The sequence below is a fragment of the Micromonospora polyrhachis genome (assembly GCF_014203835.1).
In the GTDB taxonomy this organism is placed as follows: domain Bacteria; phylum Actinomycetota; class Actinomycetes; order Mycobacteriales; family Micromonosporaceae; genus Micromonospora_H; species Micromonospora_H polyrhachis.
Window position 1 is genome coordinate 6,017,436 of the sequence record NZ_JACHJW010000001.1, and the last position, 20,431, is coordinate 6,037,866.

Genomic DNA, 20,431 nt, shown 5'->3' on the forward strand with positions numbered 1-20,431 from the left:
CTCTGGTGCTGGTGCCGGTCTCAGTTGACCGGTAGGGCCTTGGTGCCGCCGCCCTTCACCGACTTCGTCATGTCCCGGCTGCTGAGCCAGAGGAAGCACCGGATGCCGCGCTCGCCGGCTTCCCAGTTCTCCTCGCTCGGCGGGTAGTAGATCGTGCCGGCACGGTACTTCATGTCGCCGTTGTTGGGCACACCCACGTACTTCGCGATGACGCCCAGGCACTCCCGGTGGGTACGGGTGGAGTCCTTCGTCATCGCGTCGAAGCTGGTGTCCGGTGCCTGGTAGATTCCGACGAACTCGGCGCGGTGCTTCGCGGTGCAGGCCACCGGCGTCATGCTGTCCAGCTCGTCCTTGACCACCTTCGGGTTGTAGCAGCCGAGCGACAGGTCGGACGGGCTGTTCAGCGCCCCCTTGAGGCTGCTGGACCGGAGGGTGAAGCCCGGGTCGTCCAGGCTCTTGTTCTCGCTCATGTCGCACCGGAACCAGCGGGCGCCACCGTTCCAGCCCTGCGGGGACGGGAGCACGATGTCCAGTTCCAAGCGGGCGCTGCGCCAGTCGCCGCCGAGCACCTCGGCCACCTTGGTGTCACACTCCTTACGGGCGGTACGCATGCTCGGCGAGTCGCTCGGCGGCGGGCTGGTCCGGGCGGCGTCCTCGCCGGTGAACGTGCCGAGGTGGAGGGTCTCCATCCGGTGCGACTGCCCGCAGTCGACCGGGTTGTACGCACTCCGGTAGCCGACCTCCGTGAAGTCCAGGTGGCACGTGCCGCCCTCGGGCGTGAAGATCTTGGCCTCGCCGATGGCGGCCCAGTCGTCGGTCAGGTCACCATCGACCCCGCCCGGGTTTGCGCAGCCGGTCAGCGCCAGCGCCGCTACCGCGCCCAGCGCTCCCAGGGTCAACCACCGTCGCATCTGTACGTCCTCCTAGGGAACTGACGGCCGGTATCCGACCGAGCACGGGTAAATCGTAGGTGAGCCGGGAGAGGTCATTCTCAGCCCGCCCAGTTCTTCAACCGGTGGTGACGGGTAGGCCGTTACTGCCGGTGCCCTTCAGCGTCCGGGTTACGGTTCGCTTCTCCAGCCACAGGAAGCAGCGCACCCCGCGGTTGCCGGAATCCCAGGAAATTCGGGTTGGGGGATAGGTGATAGTCCCGGTGCGGTAGATCAGTCGACGGTCGTCGGGCACCTGGACATAGGACGCGACGACGCTTCGGCAACCCGCATGGAGAAGTTCCGAGTTCTGGTTCAGCATTTCGAACGATGTGTCCGGTGCGGTGTAGATGCCAACGAACTCACTGTGGTGCGGGGTGGTGCAGGGGACCTTGACCATTTCTTGGATGATGTCCCCCGCGAGCTTGGGATTGAAGCAGCCGTGCTGAAGGTCGGATTTTTTGCCCAGGATCCCTTTCAGGCTGCCGGTACGCGGTACCGGGATAAGATCAGTGTCAAGCTTGTAGGTCTCGCTCACCTCGCAGCGGAACCACCGGGCACCGCCGGTCCACGCCTGTGGCGACGGCAGAACGAGGGACAGGTTCAGCCGAGCCGCACGCCATTCACCGCCGAGTCGTTCGGTGGTTCGGGAATCACACTCCCGCCAGGCCGTGTGCCTGCTCGGTGAACCGCTCGGTGGCGGGGTGACCCGCTCGGCGTCCTCACCGACGAAGGTACCCACGTGCGTGGTTTCCGCCGAGTGCAACTGCGCGCAGTCGACCACATGGTAGCTGTGGACGGTGCCCTCGACTCTCGTGACCGTGGGATGGCAGGTGCCGGGCTGCGGAACGAACACCGTCGGCTCGCCGATGGCGGCCCAGTCGTCGGTCAGGTTGCCGTCGACGCCGGCCGGGTTGCTTCCGCAGCCGGTCAGTGTCAGCGCCGTTACGACACCGAGCGCTCCCAGGGTCAGCCGTCGCCGCATTCGTACGCCCTCCGTGGTGATCCGGGCTGGCATCGTTCCGCCCATCGCCGCGCGGAGCAGCATACGTGGTGATCTCTGGCTTCCCGCTGACTGGTTGCCCCGCAGCCGTCGTGCTCCGGTTGCCCCGACGGGCCGTCCTGCCGAAGCGGCTGGGTTCTGTCCGCGGATCATGAATCTCGTTCGTCTCATGAATCTCGTTCGGCGGACCGTTCGTGGCACGAGACGATCTGACGAATCGGGAGTGGGCTGTGCTGGCACCATTGCTGCCAGCACAGCCTGACCGTGGCGACCAATGGCGAGACCATCGGCAGGTCGTCAACGAGGTCTGCTGGGTGAAACGCACCGGTTCACCATGGCGTGACTGGAACGCCCAGGTCGACGCCCCGATCGCGTGCACTCGCCAAGGTAGATCAGTTGGGAAGGCCATGACCGCGACGCTGCCTCAAGCGCGCAACGCCCCAGCTCACAGGCCCTTGGGCCCTTCACGGCCTGCGGTTTCGTCGATGTACAGCCACTGGCCGTGGCGTGCTGGGTCGTAGTCCTCCATCGTGGTCAGGTGGCCGACGACGGTACCGTCCTTGGTGACGATCTCGCCACGTCGGATCAGGAGTCCCAACTCGTGGGCCCAGCCTACGGGGTCGTTCTTCCATCGGTTGTCTTGCGCCGCGAGGATTCTGTCGAGGTCTCCCATTTTCCGTGCACCTCCACATCGGTTCGGGGCTACATGGTTTCAGGTGAGCGCCATGTGACGGCGGCCGAGCACTGTGTTTCGGGGCCAAATGTGCGATGGTCTCGCCATTGGTCGCCACGGTCAGGCTGTGCTGGCAGCAATGGTGCCAGCACAGCCCACTCCCGATTCGTCAGATCGTCTCGTGCCACGAACGGTCCGCCGAACGAGATTCATGAGATGAACGAGATTCATGATCCGCGAGACAGAACCTAGCCGCCCCGGGTGATCTTCAGGGTCAGTACGTCGGTCCGTACGGTGATGTGACCGTGGAAGAGCGCGGCTCCCTGCGGGCTGTAACCGACCTGGGTGGCACTGACCAGCGGATGGCCGACCGGCACCCCCAGCCGGTCCACCGCTTCCCCCTCGGCCAGTACGGCGGAGAGTTCGATCTCGGCGCGGCGGATCGGCATGCCGGTCGCGTTGGCCAGGAACTCGAACAGGTCCAGATCGATGCTGACCAGCCCGGACGGGTCCAGGTCCAGTCCGTCGACGCTGAGCGGCAGGTGGTCGCGGATCCACGCGGCGGCCACCTCGTCCACCGCGAAGAGGCGGTCGACCTGCCACACCGGCGCACCGGGGGGCAGGCCGAGCACCTCGGCGCAGTCGGCGGGGCAGCCGGTCCGGGTGACCGAGGCGTCGTGCAGCGCTGGCCGATGGCCGGAGGCGGTGATCCGGTCCCGCAGGGCGACCACGTCACCGATGGAGACCGGCACCCGGGCCGCCGTGTCGTGCACGAACGTCCCGATGCCCCAGGTGCGGGTGACCACCCCTTCGGCGGCGAGCTGCCCGAGGACCTCACGGACGGTGGCCCGGCTGACCTCGAGTTGCTCGGCCAGATCCCGTTCGTTGGGCAGCTTGTCGCCCGGCTGGAACTCGCTGTCGATGAGCACCCGTAGCCGGCCCTGTGCGGCCTGCAACGTGGTTTCCCGCCGCGCCATCCACCTTCACCTCTTCACGCCCGATGCCGCCGCTGGCGGCCTACGGAGTGTAGTAGCGTGCCGGCCGGAGCGTCGACTACGCCACCCCGCCGGCCCCTACTCACCAGACCTGTTCGAGCACCCGGATGGTGTTGCCGCCGATGACCTTGGCGATCTCGTCGTCGGAGTAGTCGTGCTTTACCAGCCAGCCGACAATGTTGCCGAACGCCTCGCCCGGATTCTCCACACCGGACACGTACTCCACCCGGGGATGTTCCGGCCGGTTGCCCGCGTCGTGGGCGTAGTTGCCGGCGTACGTGTTGTGCACTCCGACGTGGTCACCGAACATCGTGTCCGGCCCGAAGGTGACGTGGTCGATACCGACCAGATCCACGCAGTACGCGAAGTGGTCCATCACCGACTCCAGGGAGTGGTGCGGGTGTTCGGCCGACAGTGTGGTGTGCGGGGCGGCCTCGATGCCGATCACGCCACCGCGTTCGGCGCAGGCCCGGATCACCTCGTCCGGCTTCATCCGCGAGGTGTCCCACACCGACCGGGCACCGGCGTGGGTGATGAAGACCGGCACCCGGCTGGCTTCGATCACGTCCAGGCAGGTCTGGTCACCCGAGTGCGAGATGTCGATGGCGATGCCGAGCTTGTTCATCCGGTCCACCGCACGCCTGCCGAAGTGGGTCAGCCCACCGTCGTGCCGCTCGGAGAGGCCACCACCGAGCATGTTGGCCTGGCTGTACGCGATGCCGAGCTGCCGTACGCCGAAGCCGTACAGGATGTCGATCCGGTCCAGTTCGTTCTCGATCGGGCTGCTGCACTCCAGCCCGGCCACCAGGGCCAGCCGTCCGTCCCGCTTGGCGGCGTGGATGTCGGCCAGCGAGGTGGCCAGCGTGACGTAGTCCTGCTGGTAGATGTCGCTCATCCGCATCCCGAGGGCGTAGATGAGGTCGTTCCACTTCCAGCCGTTCTCGCTGGTCACACAGGAGGCACCGGCCATGAAGTTGTCGAACACGGCGGTCAGACCGGAGCGGGACAGACCTTCGTAGCCGGTGCGCTGCCGGGCGGTCCGGTTGTATTCGCGCAACCGCGAGACGTCCTCGGGCAGGACCACCGGATGCTCGTGCAGCGAGATCGCGATGTGCTCGGTGAGCAGCCGGGTCACCCGCTCCCGCTGCCCGTCGGACAGGCCCAGGTCGTGCTCGGGCACCCGGCCGACCTCCTGCGCCAGCGGAAAGACCCGGTAGTCCGTGTGCGGCTCCAGGTACGAATAGGACTTGTGGCCCTGGTACCGGGGGGCGGGTTGCTGCAGCAAGACAGATTCTCCTTAATGGGCTGCCGCCGGGTCGTCGCGAGGCGGCCAGATGGGACGGGCCGGCCGCTACGCGGCCAGCGGATAGTGGCAGGCGACCGGATGGTTGTCGTCAGCCAGCGCTGGTTCGGTGGTGGCGCAGGTCTCGGTCGCCTGCCAGCAGCGGGTCCGGAACCGGCAGCCCGAGGGCGGGTTCACCGGGCTGGGCGGATCGCCGGCCAGCAGGATCCGTTGCCGGCCCGCCCGCTCGACCGGGTCGGGCACCGGCACCGCCGAGAGCAGAGCCTTCGTGTACGGGTGCCGGGGCGCGTCGTACAGCCCCTGCTCCGGGCCGGTCTCGACCAGCTTGCCGAGGTACATCACGGCCACCCGGTCGGAGATGTGCCGCACCACGGAGAGGTCGTGGGCGATGAAGACGTACGCCACGCCCAACTCCTCCTGGAGCCGTTCCAGCAGGTTGACCACCTGGGCCTGGACCGAGACGTCCAACGCGGAGACCGGCTCGTCGCAGACGATCACGTCCGGTTGCAGGGCCAACGCGCGGGCGATGCCGATGCGCTGCCGCTGACCGCCGGAGAACTGGTGCGGATAGCGGTCCAGGTGCAGGCTCGCGTCGAGGCCGACCAGGTCCAGCAGTTCCTTGATCCGCTCCACCCGACTCCGCCGGTCGAGCACGTCGGGGTGGATCTCGAAGGGCTGGAGCAGGATCTCCCGGATCGTGCGCCGTGGGTTCAGCGAGGTGTACGGGTCCTGCAACACGATCTGGATCCGTCGGCGCAGCGCCCGCAGTTCCCGGCCCCTGGCCCTGTGCACCACCGACTCGCCGAAGCGCACCTCGCCGGAGGTGGGCTGCTCCAGCCCGACCAGCATCCGGGCCAGGGTGCTCTTGCCGCAGCCGGACTCGCCCACCACGCCGAGCGTCTCGCCGCGACGCAGGTCGAATGAGATCCCGTCGACGGCCTTCACCACTCCGCCCGAGGTGAAGGGGATCCGCCCCTTGACCGGGAAGTGCTTGACCAGGTTCTCGACCCGTAGCACCACGTTATCGCTGGGTGGCACCGAGCACCTCCTCGTGGTGGTGGCAGGCGCTCGCCCGGTCGGCGGGGAGCGTCTGGAGCAGCGGTAGGGTCGCCCGACACTCGTCGGTGACCCGGGGACAACGCAGGTGGAACGGGCAGCCGGTGGGAAGCCGGGCCGGGTTGGGCGGGGCACCCGGGATGGCGTAGAGCTCCTCGTCGCGCCGGTCCACCCGAGGCATCGAGGCGAGCAGGCCCTCGGTGTACGGGTGGGCCGGGCCGGCGAAGATCTGCTCGACCGTGCCGCGTTCGACGAGCCGTCCGGCGTACATCACCGCCACGTCGTCGGCGACCTCGGCCACCACACCCAGGTCGTGGGTGATCAGCAGCAGGCCCATGCCGCTGTCCCGCTGGATCTCGGCGAGTAGTTCCATCACCTGCGCCTGCACGGTCACGTCCAGCGCGGTGGTGGGCTCGTCGGCGATCAGCAGGTCGGGTTCCAGGGAGATGGCCAGCGCGATCATGATGCGCTGGCGCATCCCACCCGAGAACTGGTGTGGGTAGTCGCGGATCCGGTCCTTGGCGGCCGGGATGCGTACCCGGTCGACCAGTTCGATGGCGCGGCGGCGGGCGTCGGCCTTGGACATGCCCCGGCGGACCCGCAGCACCTCCATGATCTGGTGCCCGACGGTGAAGACCGGGTTGAGCGCGGCCATCGCGTCCTGGAAGACCATGCCGATCTCTTCGCCGCTGATCCGGTCGCGCTGCTTGCGTGGCAGGGTGAGCAGTTCCCGGCCACGCAGCTGGACCGAGCCGCTGATCCGGGCCGGTGGCGCGTCGAGGATGCCCATCACCGCCTGCGCGGTGACGCTCTTGCCGGAGCCGGACTCGCCGAGGATGGCCAGGGTCTGTCCGGTGTCGACCTGGAGCGACACCCCGTTGACCGCGTTGACCGGCCCGAGCGGGCCGGGGAACGCGACCCGCAGGTCAGTGATCTCCAACAGGCTCATCGCAGCACTCCGGCTCTGCCGAGGAAGTCGCGCACCACCTGCTGGAACAGTTCGGGCTCCTCCAACTGCGGCGAGTGGCCGGACTTCTCGAAGACCACCAGCTCACCGTGGGGGATCAGGTCCGCGATGACCTGCGAGGCCGCCACCGGGGTACGCCAGTCGTGCCGGCCCACGGTGACCAGGGTCGGGCAGGTGATCGACGGCAGCTTCGGCTTCAGGTCGTACCTGGGCATGTTCTGCCCGAAGGCCGCGTTGTGCGTGCGGTAGTGGAACCGGGTGGCGGCCAACTTCGCCTCGTCCTTGGCCGGGTCGTGCTGGTGGTCGTAGAGCGGCAGGATCGCCCGCCAGTACTCCCGCAACTGTTCGTTGCTCTCGAACCGGCCGGTGCCGATCCGCTCGATGACCCACTCCGGGATCACCGAGCGGTCGGTGTTGCGGGCCCGCTCGACCGCCAGGTAGTCGTGTGAGGTGTCCGCCGCGGTGTCCCGCAGCACCAGCGCGGAGACCCGGTCCGGGTGGGCGATGGCGTACTCCAGGGCGATGAACCCGCCGTACGAGCCGCCGGCCATGACGATCTTCTCGTAGCCGAAGTGCTCCCGGATGGCGTCCACGTCGGCCACCCACTGCTCGTGGGTGAACGGCTCGTCGTCGCTGGACTCGCCGGAGCCCCGGGCGTCGAAGACGATGACCCGCATCCGGTCGGAGAACGGTCCGAAGCTGCGCTTCGGCTCGTTGCGGGAGCCCAGCCCGGGTGCACCGTGATGCACGATCATGGCTGGCCCGTCCTCCGGGCCGAACGCCTCGACGACCAGTTCTGCGCCGTTGATTTTCATCGGACCCCCTGAATGACGTTGGATTCCAGATCGCGCGGGTAGCCGGTGAGCCGACGTGGCCCGGACTCCTGCACCAGGACCGTGTCGGAGATGCGGTAGCCGGCGTGGCCGGGGACGTAGACACCGGGCTCGCTGGAGAGCAGCATCCCGGGGGCGAGTACGGTGTCGTCGCCGTCCTCGACCCAGGGCGGCTCGTGCCCCTGTATCCCGATGCCGTGCCCCTGCCGGTGCCGGATGTAGTCGCCCAGCCCGTGCTCGCGCAGCACGTCCAGGCAGATCTTGTTGACCTCGGTGCAGGTCCGACCGGCCAGCATGGCCTGGGTGCCCACCTCCTGCGCCTGGCGGTCGGCCTCGTAGTAGCGCACCTGCTCGGCGGTGGGCTCGCCGACGACGAAGGTGCGTTCGCTCTCCACGAACCGGCTGGCCACCGCCGCACCGAGGGAGAGGATCAGGGTGTCGCCCGGCTGGATGCGTCGCCGGGTCGGCAACCCGTGCGGCAGGGCCGAGTTCGGCCCGGCGTAGACCAGTCCACCGGCCAGCTTGGTGGTGTAGACGACCAGGTCGTAGTTGGCGTACATCTGGTCGGTGCCGTACCCGATGACGTGCCGGGCTATCTCGTCCTCGCGGGGCAGTGGCCCGCCGCTGGCCAGCGCCTCCTCGATCAGCGCCCGGCCGGCGGCCAGCATCTCGTCACAGATGCGGGCCGCCGCCTCGTGGAACGGGATCTCCTCGGGGAACTTGCACAGCCGCAGCTTGGCGACCGCGTCGGTGGTCTCCAGTTCGGTCCCGGCGATGGCCCGGGACAGTGCCCGGTACGCGCCGACCGACAGCCCAGCGCTCACCCCGATGCGCCGGCCCGGCCCGCCGGGGCGGGACAGTGCGGCGGCCAGTGTCTCCTCGGCGCTGACCACGCCCGGGTACTCGAAGTAGCTGACCGTCGGCACCGTGACGCCCTGCTGGGCGGCGTACTCCTCGTCGAGGCGGGGGATGACCAGCAGCGGATCGCCCGCACGAGGCATCCACAGGTAGACCGGTCGCTCGGTGGCGATGTAGAAGAAGCCACTGAGGAAGGCGACGTCGGCGGGGGAGGTGGCCAGGAAACCGTCCAGTCCACGTTCGTCCAATGCCGCGTCGAGCCGGCTACGGACACTGGTGTAGAAGCTCTCGGGCAGTCGCATGGGTCAGCCTCCGTTCCGGCGAGGGTCACGGGTGTCGTTGAACCGCATACCGGCGAGGGTCGCCGCGAGCACCAGCAGCAGGATCGCCAGCGACGGGAAGAGCGTCTGCCACCAGGCGATCGCGATGGTGCCGCTGCGCTGGGCGTTGAGCAGGATGCGGCCCCAGGACCAGGCGTCGGGGTCGCCGAGACCGAGGAAGCTCAGGCCAGCCTCGGAGATCACCGCCCGCGAGGCGGTGAGCAGCACACTGACGATCATCAAGGAGACGACCGCCGGCAGGATCTCCCGGGTGACGATCCGCCACCCGGAGGCACCGAGCACCCGGGCCCCGTCGATGTAGGGCATCGCGCTGATCACCAGGCCCTGTGACCGGATCAGTCGGGCCACCTCGGGCCAGGCGAAGAGGCCGATGATGATGGTCAGGGTGACGACGCTGGGGCTGACCACCGCCGCCAGCATGATCATCAGCGGCAGGGTGGGCAACGCCAGCATCACGTCGGTGATGACGGTGGCGACCGCGTCGATCGGGCGGAAGTAGGCTGCGGCCAACCCGATCGCGGTGCCCAGCACGATCGCGATCAGCGAAGCGGCCAGCCCGATCACCAGACTGGTCCGGGTGCCCCAGACCACCTGGGCGAAGATGTCCTGCCCGAGGTCGTCGGTACCGAACCAGTGCGCTCCCGACGGAGACTGCAGCACGTCCGGGCCGGCGCCCGCGGGCTCGTCGGCGATCAGCGGTGCGAAGACCGCCATCACCACCATCACGACCAGCACCAGTACGGACAATGCTGCGGAGGGTTGGCGCAGGTAGGCGTACCAGGATCGCCTGGTGGCGGTTGGAACGACCGGCGGTACCGACTGCTCGGTCAGCACAGGGGCGCTCACGGCACCCTCCCTTCGTTGATGGTGGTGGCGAACAGGACAGCGCTCACAGTGTTTTTTGGGTTCGCGACTGCGGGGCTCACTCGCTGCGCTCGTTCACTCCTCGCGCTCACGGTGCTGACTGGGTTCGCGACTGCGGGGCTCACTCGCTGCGCTCGTTCACTCCTCGCGCTCACAGGCGGATCCTGGGGTTGAGGACCGCGTAGAGCATGTCGGTCAGCGCGTTGGCGATCACCACGGTGACGGCGAGCATGATGAACGCCCCCTGGATCACCGGGTAGTCCTGCTGGCCGACCGCCTCGTAGATCAGCCGGCCGACGCCGGGGTAGGCGAAGACGGTCTCGGTGAGCACCGCGCCGCCGACCAGGGTGCCCAGTTGTAGACCCATCAGGGTCAGTGCCGGCAGGATCGCGTTGCGCAGACCGTGCTTCCAGACCCGGCGTCGGGCCGAGAGACCACGGGCCTGGGCGGCCCGGATGTAGTCCTCACCGAGGACCTCGATCATGTTGGTGCGCAGGGTCAACGCGTACGGGCCGAGTTGCACCAGCACCAGTGACAGCACCGGCAGCACCAGATGGTGGGCGAGGCTCAGGTAGGCCGCCGCGCCCCGGGTGTCCGGGTCGATCGCCCCACCGATCGGGAACCAGCCGAGCTGGGCCCCGAAGAAGACCAGCAGCAGGATGGCGACGCTGGGTACGAAGAGCGCGTTGGCGCTGATGCCGAAGCCCTGGAGTAGCCGGTCCATCAGCTTGCCGCGGTTGACCGCGGCGGTCACGCCGATCGGAATGCCGACGGCGATGGTGAGGATGAACGCCGTGCCGGCGAGCAGCAATGTCCAGGGCAGCCGGTCGAGGATGATGTCGGTGACCGGCTGGAGTTGCCGGAAGGAGATGCCCAGGTTGCCCTGGAGCAGCTCCCGCAGGTACGACACGTACTGCTCCCACAGTGGACGGTCCAGGCCGTACGTCTTGAGCAGTGCCGCCTGCATCTCCGGCGTCATGTCCCCTTCGACCATCAGGGTCGTGGGGTCCCCCGGCAGGAGCCGGAGCAGGAAGAAGGTCGAAGTGATCGCGATCCACACGGTCAGGACGGCCTTCAGTGCCCGGCTGAGCACGAAACGCACCACGGGGGACCCCTCCTTTCCCTTTTGGTTGGGTTACTTGACCGGGGTGACCTGGGCCAGCGAGTACGCGGTGACCATGCCGAGCAGGTCCGACGGCGACGCGACGAAGCCGGTGAACTTGCTGGCGTTGTAGGCGAACTGGAAGTTCTCCACGTACAGCGGGGTCAGGTACGCCTGCTCGTGCACGACCTTGTCGATGTTCTTGATCTTGACCTTGAACGCCTCCGGGTCGGTGGTGCCGGCCGCGTCGTTGATCAGCTTGTCCATCTCGTCGGACTTGAGCAGGTTGTAGTTGATGCCACCCGGGTTGCTGGACAGGTAGGTGCTACGCAGCTGGTCCATCGGGTTGTCGAACACGCCCCACTGGGTGGCGTCGATGTCGTACTCACCGTTCTTGGTGCGGGTCAGGAAGGTGTTCCGCTCCACGCACTGGTTCTCCAGCTTGATGCCGGCCTTGGCCGCGCTCTCGCGGAAGAGTTGCACCACCCGGGTGATGTTGGCGTTGGACTGGTCGCAGGCCACGCCGATGGTGAGGCCGTCGAAGAAGCCGTCGCCGTTGCCGTCCCGGTAGCCCGCCGCGGTCAGCTTGGCCTTCGCGCCATCCGGGTCGTACGCGTACGGCTGGATCTCGGTGTTGTCGTAGTCGGCGAAGATCGGCGAGATCGGGCCGGCCATCTGCTGGGCGTCGCCCTGGAGCACCGAGGAGATGATCGCCTTGGTGTCGACCGACATCGACAGCGCCTGCCGCACCTCCTGCTTGGCCAGGTGCTTGTTGTTCATGTTGTAGGTCAGGTGCGCGAAACCGAGCGCGCCGACCTTCTCCAGCTTGATCTTCGAGTCGTTCTCGAAGGTCTTCGCCGCCGACACCGGCACCGGCGTGCCCATCATGTCGATGTCACCGTTGCGCAGCGCCAGCATCATCGTGTTGACGTCCGGGTAGACCCGGTACTCGACCTGGCTCACCGCCGCCTTGCCGCCCGGGGCCAGCGGGTAGTTCTCGTTGCGCTTCATGACGTAGCGCTGCCCCTTGGTCATGCTGTCCAGCACGAACGGCCCGGCACCGACCCAGTTGGAGTCGTTGGGGAACTTGGACAGGTCGCCGGCGGACTCGAAGACGTGCTTCGGCACGATCGACATCCAGAAACCGACGCCCTCGGCGAACGGCGCGTACGGCTGCGACAGCTTGAACTTCACCGTCGTGGCGTCCGGGGCCTCGATCGACTCGACCCAGGTCAGCTTGGCCGCGACGTTGCCGAGCTTGTACTTCATGATCATTTCAGCGCTGAACTTGACGTCCTCGGCGACCACCGGCTTGCCGTCGGTCCACTTGAAGTCGTCGCGCAGGGTGAAGACCGCGGTCTTGCCGCCGTCCTCGTACTTGTATTCCTTCGCCAGCTCCGGCGCCTTCTTGGCGTTCTCGTCGATCCGCAGCAGGTGCGGGTACATCGCGTTGAGGATCCACGAGTCGGTCTTGCTCAGCGACTGCAAGGGGTTAAAGTTGCTGACGTCGGTGGTGGTGCCGATGCGCAGCACGGAGCCGTTACCCGAACCGCTACCGGACGACGCGTTGTCCTCGTTGAGGCTGCAACCGGAGAGGCCCAGCGCGGCCACCGCGCCGAGCGCGACGGCAACCCGCCACCGGCCCTTGACTATGTTTTTCACCAAACCTCCTGAAGAACCCGGATGATGTTGCCGCCGATGACCTTGGCGATCTCGTCATCGGAGTAGTCGTGCGCGACCAGCCACCCGACGATGTTGCTGAAGCACTCCGCGGGGTTTTCCATGCCGGAGACGTACGGCACCCGGGGGTGGTCCACCACGCCGTGGGCCTTCCCGATCGCCAGGTGCTGGGTGAAGCTGTCGTGGAGTCCGACGTGGTCACCGAAGTTGGTGTCCGGGCCGAACGCCACGTGGTCGATGCCGACCAACTCCACGCAGTACGTGAAGTGGTCCATCACCGACTCGATGGAGTGGTGCGGGTGGTCCGCCGAGAGGGTGGTGTGCGGTGCGGCCTCGATGCCGATCACACCGCCCCGTTCGGCGCAGGCCCGGATCACCTCGTCCGGCTTCATCCGAGGGGTGTTCCAGACCGAGCGGGCACCGGCGTGGGTGATGAACACCGGTACCCGACTCGCCTCGATCACGTCCAGCGAGGTCTGATCGCCGGAGTGCGAGATGTCGATGGCGATGCCGAGCTTGTTCATCCGGTCCACCGCGCGCCGCCCGAAGTGGGTCAGCCCGCCGTCGCGGTCCTCGGAGAGCCCGGAGCCGAGCATGTTGGCCTGGCTGTACGCGATGCCCATCTGGCGTACGCCGAAGCCGTAAAGGATGTCGATGCGATCGAGTTCGTTCTCGATCATCGTGGCCGCCTCCAGGCCGGCCACCAGGGCGAGCTGGCCGTTGCGCTTGGCCTCGAAGATCTGTTCCAGGGTGGTGGCCACGACCACGTGGTCCTGCTTGGCGACATCGGCGAAGCGCAGCCCGATGTCGTAGATGACGTCGTCCCACTTCCAGGCGTGCTCGCTGGTCACACAGCCGGTGCCGTTCATGAAGTTGTCGAAGACGGCGGTCATGCCGGAGCGGGCCAGGCCCTCGAAGCCGAACGAGTTGCGGCCGGTGCGGTTGTAGTCGCGTAGCTGCGACACATCGGCCGGCAGGATCTTCGGGTGTTCGTGCAGTGAGATGGCCATCTGCTCACGCAGCAGCCGAGCCACCCGCTCCTGCTGGCCGTCGGTCAACCCGAGGTCGTGCTCCGGCACCCGGCCGATCTCCGGGGCCAGCTCGAAGACCTTGTAGTCCCGGTGCGGCTCCAGATAGTCGAAGGACCGGTAGCCGCGGTACCCACCTGCGGTTTCCTGCAACGCCGCTCACCCCATCAGTCGTCAAAGGTCAGAGGATGGAGGTCTGACCTCTCGGTGTTGCGGGGCACGCTATGCGACCTGTCGCGGTCGGGGGAAGAGGCGAAACATGAACGTTACAAACGTCGGGGGAAGTGCGTTGACCAGGCCAAATGCGCGACCGGTGAGGCTTGTTCCACATGTTGGAAGGTGGGTTCCCTGGGCCTGACCAGCGGTGGATACTCGTTGGCCGTCCTGGGAGCCGTCGACGGGCGGTGCGGAACGAACCGGTGGCGTTCGTACACTGTCGCCGTGACCGCACCAGTGCCCATCGTCGCGCCCAGCATTCTCTCCGCCGACTTCGCCCATCTCGCCGACGAGGTCAAGGTGGTCGAGTCCGCGGCCGACTGGCTGCACGTCGACGTGATGGACAACCACTTCGTGCCCAACCTGACCATCGGCCTGCCGGTGGTGCGGAGCCTGCTCGCCGCTACGACGTTGCCCTTCGACGTACACCTGATGATCGAGGATCCGCGCCGGTGGGCCCCCGGGTACGCCGAGGCGGGTGCCTACAACGTCACCTTCCACGCCGAGGCGTGCGACAACCCGGTGGCCCTGGCCAGGGATCTGCGGGCGGCCGGGGCGAAGGCCGGGCTGGCGATTGATCGGGACACCCCGATCGAGCCGTACCTCGAACTGCTGCCCAGCTTCGACACGCTCCTGATCATGACCATCAAGGCCGGCTTCGGCGGGCAGGCGTTCATCCCCGAACTGCTGGACAAGGTCCGGGCCGCCCGTCGGCATGTCGACGCCGGCCACCTCGAACTGCGGATCGAAGTCGACGGCGGGATCGCCGCCGACACCATCGAACAGGCCGCCGCCGCCGGGGCGGACGCCTTCGTCGCCGGCACCGCGGTCTACGGCGCGGCAGACCCCGCCGAGGCGGTACGCCACCTGCGAGGGCTCGCCGAGCGGGCCATACGGCAGGACTGAGGGTGGAACCGGCCGAGGATCAGCGTGATCTCATCCTGGTCGTCGACGACGACGAGGACATCGCCCGGTTCGTCGAGTTCAATCTTGAGCTGCACGGCTTCGACGTCGTACGTGCCAGCGACGGCCAGGAAGCCCTTGAACTGGTCGAGCAGCGCCGGCCCGACCTGGCCATCGTCGACCTGATGATGCCGCGGATCGACGGCCTGGAACTGACCCGCCGGCTCCGGGCCAATCCGTTGACCACCGCCCTACCAGTGATCATGCTGACCGCCAAGGGAATGACCGTGGACAAGGTCCACGGCCTCACCGCCGGCGCCGACGATTATGTGATCAAGCCGTTCGACACCGCCGAACTCATCGCCCGGGTCAGCTCGACGCTGCGCCGCAACAAGGAGTTCCGCGAGGTCTCCCCACTGACCGGCCTACCCGGCAACAGCCGGGTCCGCCGGGAGATCACCGACCGAATACGCAGCGGCGTCGACTACGCCGTCGGCTACGTTGACATCGACCGGTTCAAGAGCGTCAACGACCGGTACGGCTTCAGCCGGGGCGACGAGTTCATCGCCGCGCTCGCCCGCAGTCTGCACCGGGCGGTGGTCGCGGTCGGGCTCCCGCCCGCCTTCCTCGGCCACATCGGCGGCGACGACTTCGTCATCGTCTGCGCCCCCGACCAGGTGCGCCCGATCACCGAGCGGGCGGTGGTCGACTTCGAAAAGGCCGCCGACGATCTCTACGACCCCCAGGACCGGGGCCGCGGCTACGTCGAGCTACAGGACCGGCGGGGCAACGTCCAGCGGGCCAACCTGGTGACCCTGTCGATCGGGGTGTCGATGTCGGTCGTCGAGCGCCGGTTCACCAACCCGATGGACGCGATCGCGGTGGCCTCCGAGATGAAGAGCCTGGCCAAGCGGCAGCCCGGGTCGTACGTGGCCGTCGATCGGCGGCGCGCCGCGGGCTGAGGCAGTGGCGGCGGGGGCTGGCCGGCGGCGTGCGGCCGGCTTGAGGCTGTGCTGGCGGCTGCCCGGGGGGCGGGCAGCCGGCTTGAGGCTGTGCTGGCGGCTGCCCGGGGGGCGGGCAGCCGGCTGAGCGCGGTAGGCACTCGCTGGCGGACCGTCAGACTGTGAACTAGCTCGCCCGAATGACGACGCGCTGCGGATTCCGTGCAAGACTCACACCGTACCCACCATGCGCTGGCGGGACTCGGTGTAATTCCGAACCGGCGGTGATCCACGGTCTGACCGTGGTAAGCCCGCGACCCGGACGGCTCTGCCGCCCGGTGGACCTGGTGAGAACCCAGGGCCGACGGTTGAGTGCGGGCACCCGCCCATGCTCAGACAGTCCGGATGGGAGACAGCGCAGGGCGGAGGGCCCCGACCTGGGCCGGTGACGGCATGCCGGGTCGGTTCCCGGGGTCGGCTGTGCCGTACCCGGGTGGGCCCATCGCCGCGTGGCTGGACAGCCGCGCCCTGTCTCCGTTGCCCCGCCCGCGCGCCCGACAGGCGAGCGAGAAAGCAGGGCCGGCGATGCCGAGCGTCTCCACCGACAAGGCGATGCGTCGAGCGATCGAGCTGGCTGCCCGAGGTCTGGGCACCACCAGTCCCAACCCCGTCGTCGGCTGCGTCATTCTGGACGCCGCTGGGGAGATCGTCGGGGAGGGTTTCCACGCCTACGCCGGTGGCCCGCACGCCGAGATCGTCGCCCTGGCCCAGGCCGGGGACCGGGCCAAGGGCGGCACCGCCGTGGTCACCATGGAGCCCTGCGACCATACCGGCCGTACCGGCCCGTGCACTCGGGCGCTGATCCGGGCCGGCGTGGCCACGGTGGCGATCGGCGTCACCGACCCCAACCCGGTCGCCGGGGGCGGAACCGGGACATTGCGCGCCGCCGGCGTAGACGTCGTCTCCGGAGTACACGCCGCCGAGGCCGAGGCCGGCAACCTCGCCTGGCTGACCGCTGTACGGCGGGAGTGGCCGTACGTCATCTGGAAGTACGCCGCCACCGCCGACGGACGCTCGGCGGCCACCGACGGCACCAGCATGTGGATCACCTCCGAGGCGGCCCGGATCGACGTGCATGCCCTGCGCGGCACCGTCGACGCGGTGATCGTCGGATCGGGCACCGTACTCGCCGACAATCCCCGGCTCACCGCCCGCAACCTGCGGGACGGCACCCTGGCCATCCGGCAGCCGCTGCGGGTGGTGGTGGACAGCAAGGGCAACACCCCGGCCGACGCCCGGGTCCGCGACGCCGCCGCCCGGACCTGGATCGCCACCGCCGCCGAGGTCGGTGCCACTTCCGACGGCCGGGTGGACCTGCCGGCGTTGCTCGCCGTGCTCTACCAGCGCGGCGCGCGGGCGGTACTGCTGGAGGGTGGTCCGACGCTGGCCGGCGCGTTCCTCGCCGCCGGCCTGATCGACAAGATCGTCGGGTACGTCGCGCCGAAGCTTCTCGGTGCCGGCCCCACGGCGCTGGCCGACGCCGGGGTGCACACCATCACCGACGCCATCGACCTGGACTTCGTCGACATCACCCGGGTCGGTCCGGACCTGCGGATCACCGCGCTGCCCCGCAAGAGGGAAGGCTGAGACATGTTCACCGGCATCATCGAGGAACTTGGCACCGTCGTCCGGCTGACCGACACCGGAGCGGACTCCGTCCTGCTCGCCGTACGCGGACCGGTGGTCACCTCCGACGCCCGGCACGGCGACTCGATCGCGGTCAACGGCGTCTGCCTGACCGTGGTCGACTCTGCCGACGGGGTCTTCACCGCCGACGTGATGGGCGAGACACTGCGCCGCTCGTCGCTGGGGGTGCTGCGGCCCGACGACCCGGTCAACCTGGAACGGGCCGCGACCCTGGGCAGCCGGCTGGGTGGGCATTTGGTGCAGGGCCACGTCGACGGGGTAGGGGAGATCCTGTCCCGGGAGCCGGCCGAGCAGTGGGAGACGGTCCGGTTCGCGTTGCCAACGGAGATCGCCCGGTACGTGGTGGAGAAGGGCTCGATCACCGTCGACGGGGTGTCGTTGACCGTCACGGAGGTCACCGACGACAGCTTCTCCGTCGGGCTGATCCCGACCACGCTCAAGCTCACCACCCTCGGTCACAAGCAGGTCGGTGACCCGGTCAACCTGGAGGTCGATGTGCTCGCGAAGTACGTCGAGCGGCTGCTGGGCGACCGGCGGTGACCGGCCCGCTGCACTGGCTGCTCGACGCCCACCTGGAGGTGGCCGGTACGACCGTGCTCTGGCGTGAGATCGTCGGCAACGGGTTCGGTCTGGCCTCGGCGCTGCTCGGCATCCGCCGGGTGGTCTGGGCCTGGCCGGTCGGGATGTTCGGCAACGCGCTGCTGCTCACCGTCTTCCTCGGCGGAATGTTCGCCACCCCGCAGGCCCTCGACCTCTACGGGCAGGCTGGCCGGCAGATCGTCTTCTTCGCGGTCAGCGCCTACGGCTGGTGGAGTTGGGCGCGGACCAGACGCGCAGGCTCGGCAGCTCAGGGAGGGGCGGTGGCCCCCCGCTGGGCCACCGGCCGGGAACGGCTCGCCATGCTTGGCGTCGCCGTGCTGACCACCGTGCTGGCGTACCCGATCCTGCAGGCCCTCGGCTCGTGGGGCCCGCTGCCAGACGCGTGGATCTTCGTCGGCAGCATGCTCGCCACCTACGGCATGGCCCGGGGCTGGGTGGAGTTCTGGCTGATCTGGATCGCGGTCGACGCCGTCGGCGTTCCACTTCTGCTGGCCGGCGGGTTCTATCCCTCGGCCGTCATGTACGCCGTCTACGGCCTCTTCTGTGGATGGGGCTTTGTCAGCTGGCTGCGGACCTCGCGCGCATCGCAGCGGGTGTCCAGTCCAGCCGTGCCGAGTTACGCGGAGGCAGTCGCGTGAGAATCGTGAACAGCGCCAGTGAGTCAGGCGAGACCAGCCAGGCACCAGACACCGGCTTCGGCACCATCGAGCAGGCGATTGCCGACATGGCCGCCGGCCGACCGGTGGTGGTGGTCGACGACGCCGACCGGGAGAACGAGGGCGACCTGATCTTCGCCGCCGAGCGGGCCACGCCCGAGCTGCTGGCCTTCATGGTCCGCTACACCTCCGGTTACATCTGCGCACCGCTGACGGAGGAGGACTGCGACCGCCTCGAACTGCCGCCGATGTACCACACCAACCAGGATCGGCGGGGCACCGCGTACACGGTGACAGTCGACGCCCGGGAAGGTGTCAGTACCGGCATCTCCGCCGCCGACCGGGCGCACACCATCCGGCTGCTCGCCGATCCGGCGACCAGCCCGATCGACCTGGCCCGGCCCGGACACGTCGTGCCGCTGCGGGCCAAGGCCGGCGGGGTGCTGCGCCGCCCCGGGCACACCGAGGCCGCCGTCGACCTGGCCCGGCTCGCCGGTCTTCGCCCGGCCGGCGTGCTATGTGAACTGGTCAACGACGACGGCACCATGATGCGCCTGCCCGACCTGGAGAAGTTCAGCACCGCGCACGGGCTGACACTGATCAGCATCGCCGACCTGATCGCCCACCGGCGGCATACGGAGAAGCAGGTGGAGCAGGTCGCCGAGGCGCGACTGCCCACCCCGCACGGGGTGTTCCGGGCGCACGGCTACCGGGCCGAACACGACCCGGCCGAGCATGTCGCCCTGGTCTACGGTGACCTCGGCGACGGCCAGGACGTGCTGGTCCGGGTGCACTCCGAGTGCCTGACCGGGGACGTGTTCGGCTCGCTGCGCTGCGACTGCGGGCCGCAGCTCGACGCCGCCCTGGCTCGGGTCGCCGAGGAGGGGCGTGGCGTGGTCCTCTACGTACGCGGACACGAGGGGCGCGGTATCGGCCTGCTGCACAAGCTCCAGGCGTACCAGTTGCAGGACCTCGGCCGGGACACCGTCGACGCCAACCTCGACCTGGGCCTGCCGGCCGACGCCCGCGACTACGGCACCGGCGCGCAGATCCTCTACGACCTGGGGGTGCGCTCGATGCGCCTGCTGACCAACAACCCGGCCAAGCGGGCCGGGTTGGAGGGCTACGGGTTGACCGTGGTGGGCCGGGAGGGCCTGCCGGTACGCCCACACCCGGAGAACGTGCGCTACCTGCGGACCAAGCGGGACCGGATGGGGCACCTGCTCGACGAGTTGGACGAGGTCACGGAAGGACTGGGCTGACGCATGGCAGGTTTCGGAGAACCGGACACGTCCACGGTGGACGCGGTCGGGCTGACCGTCGGTGTGGTGGCCGCCCGCTGGCACGGTGAGCTGACCGACCACATGCTCGACCGGGCGGTGGCCGCCGCCAAGGCGTGCGGCGTCGATGAGGTGGTCACCGCCCGGGTTGCCGGCTCGGTAGAGCTACCCGTGGTGGCCCAGGCACTGGCTCGCCGCTGTGACGTGGTGGTGGCGCTCGGCGTGGTGATCCGGGGTGCCACCGCGCACTTCGACTACGTCTGCCAGTCGGTGACCGAGGGACTGACTCGGATCGCCCTGGACACCGGCAAGCCGGTCGCGCACGGCGTACTGACCGTCAACAGCATCGAACAGGCCCGGGACCGGGCCGGGCTGCCCGGTTCCGCCGAGGACAAGGGCTGGTCCGCCACCGTGGCGGCCCTGGACGCCGCTCTCACCCTCCGCGACCTGCGCCTCCCGGGTTGACCTCTCTTCCGGGTTGATCAAGAGATCGGCG

21 protein-coding genes and 1 riboswitch are annotated in these 20,431 nt (G+C 68.5%); of the genes, 8 read left to right on the forward strand and 13 right to left on the reverse strand.

Going from position 1 to position 20,431, the window contains the following annotated elements; genetic code table 11:
• Positions 1-20: 20 nt before the first annotated feature.
• Together FHR38_RS26720 and FHR38_RS26725 are read right to left on the reverse strand one after the other, a co-directional pair.
• Positions 21-911 carry a septum formation family protein gene (locus FHR38_RS26720; protein ID WP_184537390.1) on the reverse strand — a complete coding sequence of 297 codons (891 nt, stop codon included), beginning with the start codon at positions 909-911 and terminating at the stop codon, positions 21-23.
• Between the two features lie 97 nt (positions 912-1,008).
• The gene (locus FHR38_RS26725; protein WP_246446755.1) at positions 1,009-1,959 is read right to left on the reverse strand and encodes a septum formation family protein; all 951 of its coding nucleotides are present in this window, start codon (positions 1,957-1,959) and stop codon (positions 1,009-1,011) included.
• A gap of 167 nt (positions 1,960-2,126) precedes the next feature.
• Here FHR38_RS26725 and FHR38_RS33650 point away from each other — a divergent pair, with 167 nt between their 5' ends.
• Positions 2,127-2,453: a transposase gene (locus FHR38_RS33650; protein WP_376771437.1), complete on the forward strand. Its 327-nt coding sequence runs from the start codon at positions 2,127-2,129 to the stop codon at positions 2,451-2,453.
• Here FHR38_RS33650 and FHR38_RS26735 read toward each other — a convergent pair.
• The 11 genes from FHR38_RS26735 to FHR38_RS26785 form a co-directional block, all read right to left on the reverse strand.
• Positions 2,378-2,605 carry a hypothetical protein gene (locus tag FHR38_RS26735; protein ID WP_184540515.1) on the reverse strand — a complete coding sequence of 76 codons (228 nt, stop codon included), beginning with the start codon at positions 2,603-2,605 and terminating at the stop codon, positions 2,378-2,380. The genes FHR38_RS33650 and FHR38_RS26735 overlap by 76 nt on opposite strands.
• A gap of 248 nt (positions 2,606-2,853) precedes the next feature.
• On the reverse strand, positions 2,854-3,582 hold the full coding sequence (locus FHR38_RS26740; RefSeq protein WP_184537394.1) for a GntR family transcriptional regulator: 729 nt from the start codon (positions 3,580-3,582) through the stop codon (positions 2,854-2,856).
• A gap of 100 nt (positions 3,583-3,682) precedes the next feature.
• A complete protein-coding gene (locus FHR38_RS26745; protein WP_221449202.1) occupies positions 3,683-4,885 on the reverse strand; it encodes a dipeptidase in 1,203 nt (400 codons plus the stop codon).
• A gap of 66 nt (positions 4,886-4,951) precedes the next feature.
• A complete protein-coding gene (locus FHR38_RS26750; RefSeq protein ID WP_184537396.1) occupies positions 4,952-5,941 on the reverse strand; it encodes an ABC transporter ATP-binding protein in 990 nt (329 codons plus the stop codon).
• Positions 5,925-6,908, reverse strand: coding sequence for an ABC transporter ATP-binding protein (locus FHR38_RS26755; RefSeq protein ID WP_184537398.1), 984 nt, complete (start codon positions 6,906-6,908; stop codon positions 5,925-5,927). Before FHR38_RS26755 ends, FHR38_RS26750 begins: the two co-directional genes overlap by 17 nt.
• A complete protein-coding gene (locus FHR38_RS26760) occupies positions 6,905-7,741 on the reverse strand; it encodes an alpha/beta fold hydrolase (protein WP_184537400.1) in 837 nt (278 codons plus the stop codon). Before FHR38_RS26760 ends, FHR38_RS26755 begins: the two co-directional genes overlap by 4 nt.
• Positions 7,738-8,919 carry a M24 family metallopeptidase gene (locus FHR38_RS26765; protein WP_184537402.1) on the reverse strand — a complete coding sequence of 394 codons (1,182 nt, stop codon included), beginning with the start codon at positions 8,917-8,919 and terminating at the stop codon, positions 7,738-7,740. Before FHR38_RS26765 ends, FHR38_RS26760 begins: the two co-directional genes overlap by 4 nt.
• A gap of 3 nt (positions 8,920-8,922) precedes the next feature.
• The gene (locus FHR38_RS26770; RefSeq protein WP_312882422.1) at positions 8,923-9,804 is read right to left on the reverse strand and encodes an ABC transporter permease; all 882 of its coding nucleotides are present in this window, start codon (positions 9,802-9,804) and stop codon (positions 8,923-8,925) included.
• A gap of 169 nt (positions 9,805-9,973) precedes the next feature.
• Positions 9,974-10,927 carry an ABC transporter permease gene (locus FHR38_RS26775; protein WP_184537404.1) on the reverse strand — a complete coding sequence of 318 codons (954 nt, stop codon included), beginning with the start codon at positions 10,925-10,927 and terminating at the stop codon, positions 9,974-9,976.
• A 30-nt stretch (positions 10,928-10,957) separates the two neighbouring features.
• The gene (locus FHR38_RS26780; RefSeq protein WP_312882423.1) at positions 10,958-12,586 is read right to left on the reverse strand and encodes an ABC transporter substrate-binding protein; all 1,629 of its coding nucleotides are present in this window, start codon (positions 12,584-12,586) and stop codon (positions 10,958-10,960) included.
• Complete coding sequence (locus FHR38_RS26785) at positions 12,583-13,785, reverse strand: dipeptidase (RefSeq protein WP_184537406.1); 1,203 nt, start codon at positions 13,783-13,785, stop codon at positions 12,583-12,585. Before FHR38_RS26785 ends, FHR38_RS26780 begins: the two co-directional genes overlap by 4 nt.
• Positions 13,786-14,073: 288 nt before the next feature.
• Here FHR38_RS26785 and rpe point away from each other — a divergent pair, with 288 nt between their 5' ends.
• From rpe to ribH, 7 genes are all read left to right on the forward strand, one after another.
• A complete protein-coding gene (gene rpe, locus FHR38_RS26790; protein ID WP_184537408.1) occupies positions 14,074-14,754 on the forward strand; it encodes a ribulose-phosphate 3-epimerase in 681 nt (226 codons plus the stop codon).
• Positions 14,755-14,756: 2 nt separating this feature from the next.
• Complete coding sequence (locus FHR38_RS26795) at positions 14,757-15,713, forward strand: GGDEF domain-containing response regulator (RefSeq protein WP_184537409.1); 957 nt, start codon at positions 14,757-14,759, stop codon at positions 15,711-15,713.
• 226 nt (positions 15,714-15,939) lie between these two features.
• Positions 15,940-16,113, forward strand: a riboswitch (FMN riboswitch).
• 164 nt (positions 16,114-16,277) lie between these two features.
• A complete protein-coding gene (gene ribD, locus FHR38_RS26800) occupies positions 16,278-17,339 on the forward strand; it encodes a bifunctional diaminohydroxyphosphoribosylaminopyrimidine deaminase/5-amino-6-(5-phosphoribosylamino)uracil reductase RibD (protein WP_184537411.1) in 1,062 nt (353 codons plus the stop codon).
• 3 nt (positions 17,340-17,342) lie between these two features.
• Positions 17,343-17,939, forward strand: a complete 597-nt coding sequence (locus tag FHR38_RS26805) for a riboflavin synthase (RefSeq protein ID WP_184537413.1) — start codon at positions 17,343-17,345, stop codon at positions 17,937-17,939.
• Positions 17,936-18,637: a nicotinamide riboside transporter PnuC gene (pnuC, locus tag FHR38_RS26810; protein ID WP_184537415.1), complete on the forward strand. Its 702-nt coding sequence runs from the start codon at positions 17,936-17,938 to the stop codon at positions 18,635-18,637. The genes FHR38_RS26805 and pnuC overlap by 4 nt, the downstream gene beginning before the upstream one ends.
• A 5-nt stretch (positions 18,638-18,642) precedes the next feature.
• The gene (locus FHR38_RS26815; RefSeq protein WP_312882424.1) at positions 18,643-19,917 is read left to right on the forward strand and encodes a bifunctional 3,4-dihydroxy-2-butanone-4-phosphate synthase/GTP cyclohydrolase II; all 1,275 of its coding nucleotides are present in this window, start codon (positions 18,643-18,645) and stop codon (positions 19,915-19,917) included.
• A gap of 3 nt (positions 19,918-19,920) precedes the next feature.
• Entirely contained in the window at positions 19,921-20,400 is a 480-nt protein-coding gene (ribH, locus tag FHR38_RS26820; protein WP_184537417.1) for a 6,7-dimethyl-8-ribityllumazine synthase, read from the forward strand.
• Positions 20,401-20,431 lie beyond the last annotated feature (31 nt).